We start from the raw sequence: 12,822 nt of genomic DNA, 5'->3' as shown, positions 1-12,822 counted from the left end.
GATTGCGATGAAATCTCCCGTCATTTTTCTGCTGTTGCTTGCCGCCGCCATTCCCTGCCACGCCCAGGCGCAAGCGCCCCAGACGCCGATGCCGGGGCAGATCCTCGTCACGGGCACTCTGGCCGACGAGGCGGGCAAGGCGGCCGTGCTGGCCCGCCTGCGTGAACTGTACGGCGCCGAGCGTGTGGTCGACCAGATCGCCATCGGCAACGTGGCCGTGCCGGCCAACTGGAACGCTTACGTGCACAAGCTGATCGCGCCGAACCTGAAGCTCATTTCACGGGGCCAGATCACCGTCGACGGCAATAACGTCAGCGTGCGCGGCGAAGTGGCGAACGAGGCGCAGCGCCAGCAGATCGCCAGCGACATCGCCACCAGCCTCAATCCCACCTACATCGTCAACAACGGCTTGCGGGTCAGGGCGGCCGAGGCCGAGCAGGGCTTGCTCGATGCGGCGCTCGATAAACGCATCATCGAATTTGACAGCGGCAAGGCCACCATCACGCCGGCCGGCCTGGCCATCCTCGACGAGATGGCGGCCGTCATGCTCAAGCTGCGCGGGCGCAAGGTCGAGGTGATCGGCCACACGGACGACACGGGCCTGCGCGCCAGCAATGTGGCCCTGAGCCAGGCGCGCGCCGAAGCCGTGCGCGCCTACCTGGCCGGCAAGGGCATCGTGGCCGATTCCGTGCTGGTGTCGGGCCTGGGGCCGGACCGTCCCGTGGCCAGCAACGCCACGGCCGATGGCCGGGCGCGAAACCGGCGCATCGAGTTCAGGATTGCGCAGTAATTACGGCAAGGTGATCGTCAGGTGGGCCGGGCGTGGCGCCAGCTTGACCAGGTCCGCATATGCGGCCAGGGTCGTTTGCGTGCCGCGCGTCAGATGCGTTTTCAGGCCCAGGTAGGCACAGATGGCGATCAGGGCGAAAAAGCTCGACAGCGCCCATAGCGGCACGTCGCTGCCGCGCTTGTTGACCACCTGGTCGGGGCGTTCCGCGCGCGGCGCGAAGCCACGGCTCTTGCCCTTGACGTGGGCGATCTCGTCGCCCAGGCGTGCCGTCAGGTAGCTGAGTTTTTCGCCGCCGTCGATTGCATACTTGCCCTGGAATCCCAGCAATAAACACATGTGGAAGACCTGCAGCGCCTGCACGCGCATGGCGCCCTTGCCGCGCAAGGCGTCGAGGCGGTCGAAGAAGTGTTCGCCGGCCAGCTGGTCGCCGAAGATCAGCAGTTGCAGCGGGCGCCGTTCCCACTGCTTGCGCAGGGCGAAGGGCGAGGCCAGGATGATTTCATCGACGGCCGCGCAGAACGCATATTTGGCCGCCTCGATATCGTCGCCATCGGCGCGGATCTTTTTCGCCTCGCGCTCGAAGTCGTCGAGGAAGGCCGTGATGCGGTCCATGAAGCTTTGTTCGTCGCCGGGCGCCGAACCGTGCTTCAGCATGAACAGCATGTAAAAGCCTTCGTGCATCAGGTCCAGCAGGGCGCTGCCTGCATGGCGGCTGGCCGTGCCGGCAGCAGCGGAACCGGTTTGTCCCAGCAGGGAGGGCGCCGCGCGCCGTTCGATGAGCTGGCTCATGCCGTCACCGCGATCAGTTCCAGCTGCAGGTCGCGTATGCCGGCCGGCACGTAGACGGAAATCGACTGCGCCTTGAGCATCTGTTCGTACAGCGCGCCGCGGTTTTCAATCGCAAAATAATAGGTGTCGGGCCGCACGGGAATGGTGGCTGGCACTTGCGGCGCATGCGACAGCTTCAGGCCGGGCATGGCCGTGAGCACGCATTTTTCCACGTCGTCGGGCGCGCCCACTTTTACGCGCAATGGCACCACGTCGACCAGTTCGATGGCGGGCATGGCGGCGCGAATGGCCAGGTACAAGGTGGTGTGCTGGTCGATCTTGCCCGAATCGAGCTTGCCCAGGTAGTAGGACGGCTTGTCTTCGAGCAGGGCGATGGAAAAATACTTCGACGAGATGACGGTGTCGAGCAGTTCGCGGATGATGGCGTCGATGGCGTCGAAGCAGGCGCCCGGCTGCGCGTGGTCGTAGGCCGGCAGGCTGGCCAGGGTATAGTGCTTGGAATAGCTGAGCAAGCCGCCGGCCAGTCCCAGCAGCGCTTCGTACAGGCGCTCCGGATGCAGGGCCGGATGGCGTACATAGTGCATCAGCGCGGCGGCGGCCGTGCTGACCGTGTGCAGCAGCCAGAACGAGGACACGTCGCCCGAGCGGAACTCGATCACGTTGCGGCTCGGTTCGCGGTGGTGGCCGTGCAGCGCGCTCACTTTCGCCTGCAAGGCGTCGAGCAGGTGTTCCAGCACGCCCTGCAGGCGCGGCGCGCCGGCGATCGCCAGGCTGGGCGCCATGAACGAGGGCACGGGTTCGAAGCCGCCCGACACCGTGCGCCGCAGGGCGATCAGCGGCAGGCAGTCGTAGGAGCCGCGCGCTTCGCTGTCGGGAATCAGGCGCACGGTTTTCTTCAGGTAGGCCACGTCGGCCACGGCGGACTCCGTGAACAGGTCGGGCGTGGCGCGCATGGCGTGGGCAAAGCGGGTGCTGGCCGGCGTACCTGCCGTTGCTGCCTGCAGCGTGTAATTCATGCCTTCGCGGTTGAGGATGGGCAGCGCCGCGTAATATGTCACTTCCTGCACCGCCGGCGGCAGCGCTTCCAGGTCCACGGGCGGGGGCAGGGCATCGCTGCCCGGCGCGCCGTCGCCCAGCGATTCGAACACTTCGCCGTCGCGGAAGATGGCCGACAGCGCCTGCAGGCGCAAGGTGCCCGTCTTCAGCGCCGCCAGGTCCCACGCCATGTGCGCCACGCCCCACAGGTAGGGATGCAGCGCGCTGGCCGTGTGATGCAGGCGCGCTTCGTGATACTGATCCTGGCGCTGGAAATGCTGCGGCCGCAGGAACAGGCCTTCTCCCCACAAGACTTTCGCTGCCATGCCCATCTCGATTCTCCTTGTATGTGTGGTGTGTCTGTTGGTGTTACTGGCAGCGCGGGGCCGACGGCGCGGCCATCCCGCTGATGCTGAGCGCGCAGGCGTGCAGGCCGACGGTGATGCCGCCCTGTTCCGCGTCGGCGGCGGCAAAGGTGGCGCGCCAGCGCTGCGCCGCAGGGGCGCGGAACAGGGCCACGACACCGATGAAATACGCTTCCTTGCTGACTTTTTCCTGCACTTCATAGCGCTGGCCCGGCACCAGCAGCACTTCCTTCACTTCCATCAGGTCGGCGCCCAGCGCGGCCTTTTCGCGCTGCGCGTCGAGGAAGCTGTCGTACGGTGCCTGCTCGAAGGCGGCGCTCTGGCGCAGCTTGTAGATGCGCGCAACCAGCGCCAGCGGCCGGCCGTCGGCATCCGTGTTGAGGCGCTGCGCCGCGTGCAGGCGGATGCTGACGTTGCGCGGCGGCTTTTGCGCGTCCGGCAGTTCCGGCGGCGGCTTGGTCACGCCGGCCATCTGCAGCGCCGCGTTGGCCAGGCTGCCGATGGCGCCACCCGCACAGCCGGCCTGCGACGATGCCAGCAACAGTAGCGCGGTGGCGCGGGCCAGGCGGCGGAGCGGGGCGTCAAATGGCATGGCTGATCTTTGAAAAAATGAAGGGTGGAAATAAAAGTGCTGCAGTCATTTAAGCGCATGCACCGGCGGCCTGCTTGCGTTGGCGCAAGATCGGCCTGTGATCCAGACAATTACTGTGCCAGATCAGGATTCATGGCGCAGTACGTGGCTGTGATGTGGAACTTCTTCTTTGCTGATTAATCTCAATTTGGCAAAAAAGTTGCCGGTTAATAATAGTCTCCACCAAGGCGCCGCCCAATGTTCCCAGCGGTAGCGTCCTCCACGTGAAGGAGTGCCCCGATGAAGCCAGCCACCATCTTGCCCCGTATTGCCTGCCTCGCCAGCGCCTTGCTGCTGGCCGCCTGCGCCACGCCGGAACAGCCGGCGCCCCAAAAGCCTGCTGCGCCGACCCTGGCGCAAGTGATGAGCGATGCCGATGCGGCGGCGCGCGCCGGCCAGTACGAGCGCGCCATGACCCTGCTTCAGCGCGGCGGCACCAGCTACCCGGCCGACAAGGCGCCGTGGCTGCAAATGGCGCAGATGAAGTTCGACCGCGGCCAGTACGGCGACGCCATCGGCCATGCGCTCGAAGCGCTGGAGCGCGACCCGGACGACAAGGTGGCCAACAGCATCGTCGCCGTCAGCGGCTTGCGTTTGTCCGGCAAGGCGCTGGCCGACCTGTCGCGGCAAAACAATCTGAATGGTTCGCTGCGTTCGGAAGCGCAGGAACTGGCCAAGCTGCTGCGCGCGAGCATCGGCGAAGACGTGCTGGTGCCGCCGGCCAAGCGCCCGCCGGCAACTGGCAGGCGGGCGGCGGGTTCCGGCTCGCCGGCGGCGAAGGGCGCGGCGGCGCCAGGCAGCGCGGCCGACCCGTTCAGCGGCCTGAAATAACCCAGTATCCCTCCATCCCCTTGCAAAGGAAGCGACATGTCCAAGTCCGACAGCGTGCAAAAGCGCCTGCAGAAGATACGCGCGCCGCGCGTGCAAATGACCTATGACGTCGAGATAGGCGACGCGATTGAAAACAAGGAGCTGCCCTTCGTGGTCGGCGTGCTGGGCGACTTTGGCGGCAATCCGGACAGCGACAAAAAACGCCTGAAGGACCGCAAGTTCGTCGCCATCGATGGCGCCAACTTCGACGAAGTGCTGGCCGGCGTGGAGCCGGTGGCCCGCTACACCGTGCCGAACCGCATCAGCGAGGCGGGCGGCACCTTTGCCGTCGATCTGCGCTTCCGCTCGATGGACGACTTCCGCCCGGAATCGGTGGTGCGGCAGGTCGATCCCTTGCGCAAGCTGCTCGAGGCACGCACCAAGCTGGCCGACCTGCGCAACAAGCTGGCCGGCAACGACAAGCTGGAAGACCTGCTGACGGAAGTGCTGAACAACACGGACAGCCTGGCCACCCTGAAACCGCAGTTCCCAGCGCAGGAGGATTGAGATGAGCGCCCAGGCAGAAGCCCCAGAAGCCCTTGCTGTCTCCACGCCCGACGCGCCGGCCGCCACCGATTTGCTCGACCAGATCGTCGAGCAAAGCCGCGTCGCCAAGTCCGGCGCCGAACATGCGCGTGCGCGCGACCTGATCTCCGAGCTGGTAGCGCAGGTGCTCGATGGCACGGTGCTGATGTCCAGCAGCCTGTCGGCGACACTGGACGCGCGCGTAGCGGAAATCGACCGCCTGATCTCGGCCCAGCTCAGCGAAATCATGCACGCGGCGCCGTTCCAGCAGCTCGAGCAAAGCTGGACGGGGCTGCGCTACCTGGTCGGCAATTCCGATACGGGTACGCGCCTGCAGATCCGCATGTTCAACGCCACCAAGCGCGAATTGGTGAAGGATTTCCAGGCCGCGCTGGAGTTCGACCAGAGCAGCATGTTCAAGAAGGTGTATGAAGAGGAATTCGGCACCTTCGGCGGCGCGCCGTTCGCCGCGCTGCTGGGCGACTTCGCCATTTCGCGCCAGCCGGAAGACATGTATTTCGTCGAGCAGATGTCGCACATCGCCGCCGCCGCGCATGCACCGTTCATCGCCTCGGCGGCGCCGGAACTGTTTGGCCTGGAAAGCTACGGCGACCTGGGCAAGCCGCGCGACCTGGCCAAGGTGTTCGACACCATCGAGTACGCGAAATGGAAAGCCTTCCGCGAATCGGAAGACGCGCGCTACGTCGGCCTGACCTTGCCCCGCTTCCTGGGCCGGCTGCCGTTCAATCCCGTCGACGGCACCACGGTCGAAGGTTTCAATTTTGTCGAGGAAGTCGACGGCAGCGACCATCACAAATACCTGTGGTGTAACGCCGCGTACGCGTTCGGCAGCAAGCTGACGCGCGCCTTTGCCGACTATGGCTGGTGCGCCGCCATCCGCGGCGTGGAGGGCGGCGGCCTGGTGGACGACCTGCCCACGCACACCTTCAAGACCGACGAAGGCGACGTGGCCCTGAAATGCCCGGCCGAAGTGGCGATCACCGACCGGCGCGAAAAGGAATTGTCTGACCTGGGCTTCATTTCGCTGGTGCACTGCAAGAACACGGCGTATGCGGCGTTTTTCGGCGCGCAGTCGGCGCAGAAAAGCCGCAAGTACAACAGCGACGCGGCCAATGCGAACGCGGTGCTGTCGTCGCAGCTGCAGTACATCTTCGCCGTCTCGCGTATCGCCCATTACATGAAGGCCATGATGCGCGACAAGATCGGCAGCTTTGCCGCCGCCTCCAACGTGGAAGACTTCCTGAACCGCTGGCTGATGCAGTACGTGCTGCTCGATGATAACGCCAGCCAGGAACAGAAGGCGCAGTTCCCCCTGCGCGAGGCGTCCGTGCAGGTGCATGAAGTGCCGGGCCGGCCCGGCGTGTACCGCGCCGTGTCGTTCCTGCGGCCGCACTTCCAGCTCGATGAATTATCCGTTTCGCTCCGACTGGTCGCGGAGTTGCCGAAGTCGACCAATTCATGATTCATCCATCTTTCAACCAGAGGAGCACACCATGGCAATCGATGTATATCTGCAGATAGACGGCATCAAGGGCGAGTCCACCGATGACAAGCACAAGGACTGGATCGAGTGCAAATCGGTCAGCTGGAGCGTCGAGCAGCCGAAGTCCGCCACCGCCTCGACGGGCGGCGGCCATACGGCCGAACGCTGCGAGCACAAGGACATCGTCATCTCCAAGCTGGCCGACCTGGCCTCGCCGGTGCTGCTGCAGACCTGCTCGGCCGGCAAGACCATCCCCAAGGCGCGCTTCGAATTCATGCGCGCCGATGGCCAGGGCGAGCGCGTCAAGTACTTTGAAATCGAAATCGAGAATGTGCTGATCGGCGCCGTGACGCCGAACGTGGAAGAGGGCGACATCCTCGGTGAACACGTCGGCTTCAAGTTCTCGAAAGTGAAGTGGAAATACACGCAGCAAAAAGTGACGGGTGGCGCCGGCGGCAATACCTCGGGCGGCTGGGACCTGGCCGCGAACCGCGTGGCTTGATCGATGGTGCGCGGCGCGCGGCGGCCACCAACGCCGCGCGCCGCGCCGATTTTTCAGGAGAGCGCATGGACACTTATATACCTGGCCTGTTCGACCGCCTGATGGGCGACGGCGGTACGGCGGCGGGCGGCGTGGCGGTACGCCTGTCGCTGGAACAATTGAAGGATGCGGTAGCGCGCGACCTGGAAGAGCTGCTCAACACGCGCGTGGCCCTGCCGCCCGGCGCGCTCGACGCCTATCCGGAATGCGCGGCCTCCATCGTCAACTATGGCCTGATCGATTTCGCCGGCATGTGCTTGTCCAGCAGCGATGACCGGGCCCGTATCTGCGCCGCGCTGAAGGCCGCCATCGAACGCCACGAACCGCGCCTGCGCAATGTGCGCGCCCGCCTGGAGCGCGAAGCGGGCGCCATCAACCGGGTCGGCTTCGTCATCAGCGGCACCCTGGCCATGAAGGCCGGCGGCGAGACGGTCAATTTCGACGCCGTGCTGCAGCCATCGTCGCTGCGCTATTCGATCAACCGCAAGGGAGCCGCCGCATGAGCAATAACTTGAAGACCCTGATCGCCAAACTCAACGACACGGCGCGCACGGCCGCCACGCGCGCCGCAAGCATTTGCGTGGGACTGGGCCAGTATGAAGTCGATATCGAACACCTGTTTTTGGCGCTGCTGGAGCAGGAGCGCAGCGACTTCGTCACCATCGCGCGGCGCAGCGAAATCAGCCTGACGGCGCTGGAGGCGGACCTGCGCCGCGAGATCGGCGGCTTCAAGACGGGCAGCGCGCGCACGCCCGTATTTTCGCCCCATTTGCCGCTGCTGTTCGAACACGCGTGGCTGATCGCCTCGCTCGACACGGCGCAGCCAGGGCCGATCCGCAGCCGCCATCTGTTATTGGCGCTGCTGACGGAACCGGAACTGTCGCAGCTCGCCTACCGCGGCTCAAAGCTGTTCGCCCGCTTCAGCGTGGAGCAGTTGAAGCACCATCCGGACAAGCTGACGGCCGGCTCCGGCGAGGAGGAAAGCGCGGCGGTGCCGCCGCTTGCCGACATAGGGGACGATCCCGTTGCTACCCTGGCCAGCAAGACCCCGGCGCTGGACCAGTTCACCACCGACCTGACGCAGCTGGCGCGCGACGGCAAGCTCGATCCCGTGATCGGCCGCGAGACGGAGATACGCCAGGCCGTCGATATTTTGCTGCGCCGGCGCCAGAACAATCCGATTCTCACGGGCGAGGCGGGCGTGGGCAAGACGGCCGTGGTGGAAGGCCTGGCCTTGCGCATCGCCGCCGGCGACGTGCCCGAGGTGCTGCTGGGCGCGCACATCCACGCGCTCGACATGGGCTTGCTGCAAGCGGGCGCCAGCGTGAAGGGCGAGTTTGAAAGCCGTTTGAAGAATGTCATCGACGAGGTGACGAAAAGCCCGCATCCCATCATCCTCTTCATCGACGAGGCGCACACGATGATCGGCGCCGGTGGCCAGGCGGGGCAGAGCGACGCGGCCAATTTGCTGAAACCGGCGCTGGCGCGCGGCGCCCTGCGCACGATCGCCGCCACCACCTGGAGCGAGTACAAGAAATATTTTGAAAAGGATGCGGCGCTGGCGCGGCGCTTCCAGGTGGTGAAGGTGGAAGAGCCGAGCGAGGATATCGCCTGCGCCATGCTGCGCGCCATGGCGCCGCTGATGGAGCGCCATTTCGGCATCCGCGTGCGCGACGCCGCCATCGTCGAGGCGGTGCGCCTGTCGCACCGCTACATCAGCGGGCGCCAGTTGCCCGACAAGGCCATCAGCGTGCTCGATACGGCCTGCGCCAAGGTGGCGCTGGGCCAGTGCGCCACGCCGGCGCAGCTGGAAAACGCGAACCGGCGGCAGGAACGCATCGCCGCGGAAATCGCCGCCCTGGCCCGCGAGGCGTCCGATGGCGAAGCACCCGACAAAGCCGGCATCGCGCGCCTGGCGCAGCTGCGGCGCGAGCATGAAGAAGGACAGGCGTCGATTGCGGCGCTGGCGCAGCGCTGGGAGCGCGAAAAGGCGCTGGTGGCGCAGATCGGCGACTTGCGCGCGCAACTGCGCGGCGAGCGGCCGGGCGAAGTCGGCGCGGCGCGCCTGCTGGCGTTGAAGGCAGAACTGGCGGCCCTGCAGGGAGAAGCGCCGCTGTCGCCGCTGGAAGTCGATGCGCAGGTGGTGGCCGGCATCGTCGCCGGCTGGACCGGCATCCCGCTGGGGAAAATGCTCAAGGATGACATCCGCACGGTGCTGACCCTGGACGGGGCGCTGCGCGAGCGGGTGCTGGGACAGGACCACGTCATCGCGGCGGTGGCGCAGCGCGTGCGCACGGCGCGCGCCAGCCTGGACGACCCGAACAAGCCGCAAGCCGTCTTTTTATTCACCGGGCCGTCCGGCACGGGCAAGACGGAAACGGCGCTGGCGCTGGCCGATCTGCTGTATGGCGGCGAGCGCAAGCTCATTACCATCAACATGAGCGAATACCAGGAAGCGCACAGCGTGGCCGGCCTGAAAGGCTCGCCGCCCGGTTATGTCGGTTACGGCGAAGGCGGCGTGCTGACGGAAACCGTGCGGCGCCAGCCCTACAGCGTGGTGCTGCTCGACGAAGCGGAAAAAGCCCACCCCGACGTGCTGGAGCTGTTCTTCCAGGTCTTCGACAAGGGCGTGCTCGATGATGCGGAAGGGCGTGAAGTCGATTTTCGCAACACCATCATCATCGCCACCTCGAACCTGGGGTCCGGCGCCATGATGGCCGCCTGCCTGAACCGGGTGGCGCAAGACTTGCCCACGCCGGCCGCGCTGGAAGAACTGGTGCGCCCGCAACTGGTGGCGCACTTCAAGCCGGCCTTGCTGGGACGCCTGAAGGTGCTGCCGTTTTATCCGCTCAGCGATGCGGTGCTGGCCGAGATCATCCACCTGAAGCTGGCGAGGATAGGCGCGCGCATCGCGCGCAACCACCTGGCGCGGTTCAGTCACGACGCGGGCCTCGTCGACGCCGTGCTGGCGCGCTGCACCGAGGTCGATTCGGGCGCGCGCAATGTCGACCAGATCCTCAACGGCAGCCTGCTGCCGGCGATCGCCGAAGCGGTACTGGCGCGCATGGCCGAAGGCGAGCCGGTCGCGTCGATACGCGTCAGTGCCAGCAAGCAGGGGCAGTTCAAGTACACCATCAAATAACGTCACCCCCGGAGGGCGCCATGTTCAATCTGGAGCAGTTGCTGCATCCCGTCAGCGCCGTCAGCCCCTGCGGCGGCGACATCACCTTCAGCCAGGAGCTCGACGCCATCGCGCGCGCGCCAGCACGACGACCCGAGCCTGGACCAGGGCGAGTGGGTGACGGCGCTGAAGGAAGCCGACTGGCCGTTCGTGGCGACGCGCTGCGAACAGCTGCTCGCCACGCACAGCAAGGATTTGCGCGTGGCCGTGTGGCTGGCCGAGGCGCACGCGAAAACGCGCCACTTCCGTGGCCTGGGCGATGGCTACGCGTTGCTGGCCGGCCTGTGCGAACGTTACTGGGATGGCCTGTATCCGCCGGCGGAAGAGGGCGACCAGGAACAGCGCATCGGCAATGTCTTCTGGCTGCTGGCGCGCACGCCGCAGCTGCTGCGCGAGATCCCGCTGACCGAAGGCGCCGACGGCCTGTATTCGCTGCAGGATTTCGATGCGGCGCGCCAGCGCGCGGCCGCCAGCCTGGCGCAGGGGGCAACGGACCAGGGCTGGGGCGATGCGGGCCGTGATGAAGGGGCGACCCTGGCGCAGATGGAAGCGGCGCGGCAAAGGAATACGCGCGCATTTTCCGACGGCTTGCTGGCCGATGCACAATACTGCATGCAGTCGCTGCTGGCGTTCGAGCGCAGCGTCGATGCGCGTTTCGGGGCCGATGGCCCGAGTTTTCGCGCCGCGCGCGAAGCGCTGGAAAGCGCCATTCATTTCATCGCGCCACTGTCATCGGATGCGGACTTTGCCGGCGCGCCGCCCGCCGCCGGCCAGGGCGCCGGCGGGAGCGGGGGCGCCATCGTGCAGCGCCAGCAGGCGCTGGCCCAGCTGCGCCAGGTGGCCGATTTCTTCCGCCGAACGGAGCCGCACAGCCCCGTCGCCTACCTGGCCGAGAAGGCTGCCAGCTGGGGCGAGCTGCCGCTGCACCTGTGGCTGCGCGCCGTTGTGAAGGACTCCAGCACCCTGGCGCAGCTCGACGAGATGCTGGGCACGAACAGCGCAAACGGGTGATGGCGTTGGTCCCTTCCATGCTACTCTTCGCGCATGTCCAGAATGCTTATTTTGTCTGCCGCGCTATGCCTGTTCATCGCCGCCGGTGCGCGGGCCGAGGGGGCGACGCCGGTGGTGATGTATGGCGACGACGATTATCCGCCGTATTCCTATGTCGACAACGGCCAGCTGAAAGGCATTTACACGGAGATCGTGCGTGTAGCCGTGCAATCGATGCCGCAGTATGCGGTCCAGCTGCGCCCCGTGCCGTGGAAACGGGGCTTGCTGATGCTGCAAACGGGCGAGGCGTTTGCCCTGTATCCGCCGTATTCGTGGCGCAGCGAGCGGCCGTACGTGCGCTATTCCGTGCCGCTGCTGATGGAGCAGCTGGTGGTGCTGTGTAAGCAGGATGTGCTGGACAAGCGCACGCTGCGGCAGTGGCCCGCCGATTACGCCGGCCTGCACATCGGCGTGAACGCGGGTTTTTTGCTGGGCGATGCGAAGCAGACGGCAGCCGTGCAAGCGGCCAACATCGTGCTCGATATGGCCAAGGGCACGCGCACGAATCTGCTCAAACTGATGCGCGGGCGTATCGATTGCTACGTCAGCGACCGCCTGTCGGCGCAGTGGGAACTGCAGCGCATCCGGCGCGAGGGGCCGGCGGGCACGCCGATGCAGGCGATACAGGAAACGGCGCAACTGGCCAGCCAGCAGGGCCACCTGGGTTTTACGGCGCGCCGGCCTGCCGCCTACCCTTACCGCGATGATTTTATCGAACAATTCAATGCCGCCATCGAGCGCATGCAAAACAATGGCGCGATCCGCCGCATCGTCGATCACGCGCTGCAACCCTGATTCAACATGATGGAGAAAAACATGAAAAGACTGCTGTTCCTGTGTGTGCTCGTGCTGGCCGGCTGCGTGGGCCGGCCCGACAATATTGTGCCGGTCAGCAATTTCGACACGACCCGCTATCTGGGGAAATGGTACGAGATCGCGCGCCTAGACCACTCGTTCGAACGGGGCCTGAGCCATGTGACGGCCGACTACAGCCTGCGCCAGGATGGCGGCCTGAAAGTGCTCAACCGCGGCTACAAGGATGCGGATGCCGTCTGGAAGGAGGCGGAAGGCAAGGCGTATTTTGTGGACAAGAAAGACGTGGCTTACCTGAAAGTGTCGTTTTTTGGTCCTTTCTATGGTTCCTACATCGTCTTCGACCTCGACCAGCAAAATTACAGCTATTCCATGATCAGCGGTCCCGACAAGTCTTACTTGTGGTTGCTGTCGCGCACGCCGACCATGGACCCTGCCGTGCAGCAGCGCCTGATCGACAAGGCCCGCGGCCTGGGTTTCGATACGTCGAAATTGATCTATGTGAAGCAAAACTGACCTTGCCTGCCCGCCGCCCGTTCGTGGCGGCATAGCGCCTTCTGGCTGTTGCTTTTCCGCATGTTATTTCTTGCAATGCCCCTCTGATTCACTCACAATCTGCTACAAAGTAGTGCGCTGCGGCGCGCTGCCATTCCGGTGGCGAAGGGTCTTTCGCGCCACCACTCGTGATTGCCGCACGGCAGATGCCTGCTATATTGATACCTGGCAGT

Annotated in this window: 13 protein-coding genes; 10 read left to right on the top strand and 3 right to left on the bottom strand. The window is 65.4% G+C overall.

All coding sequences use genetic code 11. The features are described from left to right. Positions 1–7: 7 nt before the first annotated feature. Positions 8–790, top strand: coding sequence for an OmpA family protein (locus BLU39_RS04205; RefSeq protein WP_092710199.1), 783 nt, complete (start codon positions 8–10; stop codon positions 788–790). Here the strand turns inward: BLU39_RS04205 and icmH are convergent, their stop codons facing one another. From icmH to tssJ, 3 genes are read right to left on the bottom strand one after another with little or no spacing between them, the layout of a single operon-like run. Then, positions 791–1,579, bottom strand: coding sequence for a type IVB secretion system protein IcmH/DotU (gene icmH / locus BLU39_RS04200; RefSeq protein WP_092710196.1), 789 nt, complete (start codon positions 1,577–1,579; stop codon positions 791–793). Continuing rightward, the gene (tssK, locus tag BLU39_RS04195; RefSeq protein ID WP_092710194.1) at positions 1,576–2,946 is read right to left on the bottom strand and encodes a type VI secretion system baseplate subunit TssK; all 1,371 of its coding nucleotides are present in this window, start codon (positions 2,944–2,946) and stop codon (positions 1,576–1,578) included. The genes icmH and tssK overlap by 4 nt, the downstream gene beginning before the upstream one ends. Before the next feature lie 37 nt (positions 2,947–2,983). Then, the gene (tssJ, locus tag BLU39_RS04190; protein ID WP_092710187.1) at positions 2,984–3,571 is read right to left on the bottom strand and encodes a type VI secretion system lipoprotein TssJ; all 588 of its coding nucleotides are present in this window, start codon (positions 3,569–3,571) and stop codon (positions 2,984–2,986) included. Positions 3,572–3,850: 279 nt separating this feature from the next. Between tssJ and BLU39_RS04185 the strand changes: the two genes are divergently transcribed. The 9 genes from BLU39_RS04185 (at position 3,851) to BLU39_RS04145 (ending at position 12,610) form a co-directional block, all read left to right on the top strand. Continuing rightward, the gene (locus BLU39_RS04185; protein ID WP_092710184.1) at positions 3,851–4,441 is read left to right on the top strand and encodes a tetratricopeptide repeat protein; all 591 of its coding nucleotides are present in this window, start codon (positions 3,851–3,853) and stop codon (positions 4,439–4,441) included. A gap of 36 nt (positions 4,442–4,477) precedes the next feature. After that, positions 4,478–4,987: a type VI secretion system contractile sheath small subunit gene (tssB, locus tag BLU39_RS04180; RefSeq protein WP_092710181.1), complete on the top strand. Its 510-nt coding sequence runs from the start codon at positions 4,478–4,480 to the stop codon at positions 4,985–4,987. A gap of 1 nt (position 4,988) precedes the next feature. Further along, on the top strand, positions 4,989–6,488 hold the full coding sequence (gene tssC, locus BLU39_RS04175) for a type VI secretion system contractile sheath large subunit (protein ID WP_092710178.1): 1,500 nt from the start codon (positions 4,989–4,991) through the stop codon (positions 6,486–6,488). Between the two features lie 31 nt (positions 6,489–6,519). After that, entirely contained in the window at positions 6,520–7,011 is a 492-nt protein-coding gene (locus BLU39_RS04170) for an Hcp family type VI secretion system effector (protein WP_034750126.1), read from the top strand. A gap of 65 nt (positions 7,012–7,076) precedes the next feature. Continuing rightward, positions 7,077–7,553: a type VI secretion system baseplate subunit TssE gene (tssE, locus tag BLU39_RS04165; protein ID WP_092710175.1), complete on the top strand. Its 477-nt coding sequence runs from the start codon at positions 7,077–7,079 to the stop codon at positions 7,551–7,553. Then, positions 7,550–10,192, top strand: a complete 2,643-nt coding sequence (gene tssH, locus BLU39_RS04160) for a type VI secretion system ATPase TssH (protein WP_092710173.1) — start codon at positions 7,550–7,552, stop codon at positions 10,190–10,192. The genes tssE and tssH overlap by 4 nt, the downstream gene beginning before the upstream one ends. Before the next feature lie 156 nt (positions 10,193–10,348). Continuing rightward, positions 10,349–11,242: a type VI secretion system protein TssA gene (gene tssA / locus BLU39_RS04155; RefSeq protein WP_368087020.1), complete on the top strand. Its 894-nt coding sequence runs from the start codon at positions 10,349–10,351 to the stop codon at positions 11,240–11,242. 42 nt (positions 11,243–11,284) lie between these two features. Beyond that, positions 11,285–12,076, top strand: coding sequence for a substrate-binding periplasmic protein (locus BLU39_RS04150; protein WP_254788885.1), 792 nt, complete (start codon positions 11,285–11,287; stop codon positions 12,074–12,076). Positions 12,077–12,097: 21 nt separating this feature from the next. Next, positions 12,098–12,610: a lipocalin family protein gene (locus BLU39_RS04145; protein WP_092711269.1), complete on the top strand. Its 513-nt coding sequence runs from the start codon at positions 12,098–12,100 to the stop codon at positions 12,608–12,610. Positions 12,611–12,822 lie beyond the last annotated feature (212 nt).

Origin of the sequence: Janthinobacterium sp. OK676 (assembly GCF_900103595.1) — a bacterium.
Lineage (GTDB): Bacteria > Pseudomonadota > Gammaproteobacteria > Burkholderiales > Burkholderiaceae_D > Janthinobacterium.
The sequence above is the reverse complement of the archived record's forward strand: the minus strand, read 5'-3'. Positions and strand labels throughout refer to the sequence as shown.

Coding starts and splice junctions, on each gene's coding strand:
- tssE (WP_092710175.1), top strand. CDS start 7,077: ATGGACACTTATATACCTGGCCTGTTCGACCGCCTGATGGGCGACGGC.
- BLU39_RS04150 (WP_254788885.1), top strand. CDS start 11,285: ATGCTTATTTTGTCTGCCGCGCTATGCCTGTTCATCGCCGCCGGTGCG.
- BLU39_RS04170 (WP_034750126.1), top strand. CDS start 6,520: ATGGCAATCGATGTATATCTGCAGATAGACGGCATCAAGGGCGAGTCC.
- tssK (WP_092710194.1), bottom strand. CDS start 2,946: ATGGGCATGGCAGCGAAAGTCTTGTGGGGAGAAGGCCTGTTCCTGCGG.
- BLU39_RS04205 (WP_092710199.1), top strand. CDS start 8: ATGAAATCTCCCGTCATTTTTCTGCTGTTGCTTGCCGCCGCCATTCCC.
- BLU39_RS04185 (WP_092710184.1), top strand. CDS start 3,851: ATGAAGCCAGCCACCATCTTGCCCCGTATTGCCTGCCTCGCCAGCGCC.
- BLU39_RS04145 (WP_092711269.1), top strand. CDS start 12,098: ATGAAAAGACTGCTGTTCCTGTGTGTGCTCGTGCTGGCCGGCTGCGTG.
- icmH (WP_092710196.1), bottom strand. CDS start 1,579: ATGAGCCAGCTCATCGAACGGCGCGCGGCGCCCTCCCTGCTGGGACAA.
- tssB (WP_092710181.1), top strand. CDS start 4,478: ATGTCCAAGTCCGACAGCGTGCAAAAGCGCCTGCAGAAGATACGCGCG.
- tssH (WP_092710173.1), top strand. CDS start 7,550: ATGAGCAATAACTTGAAGACCCTGATCGCCAAACTCAACGACACGGCG.
- tssJ (WP_092710187.1), bottom strand. CDS start 3,571: ATGCCATTTGACGCCCCGCTCCGCCGCCTGGCCCGCGCCACCGCGCTA.
- tssC (WP_092710178.1), top strand. CDS start 4,989: ATGAGCGCCCAGGCAGAAGCCCCAGAAGCCCTTGCTGTCTCCACGCCC.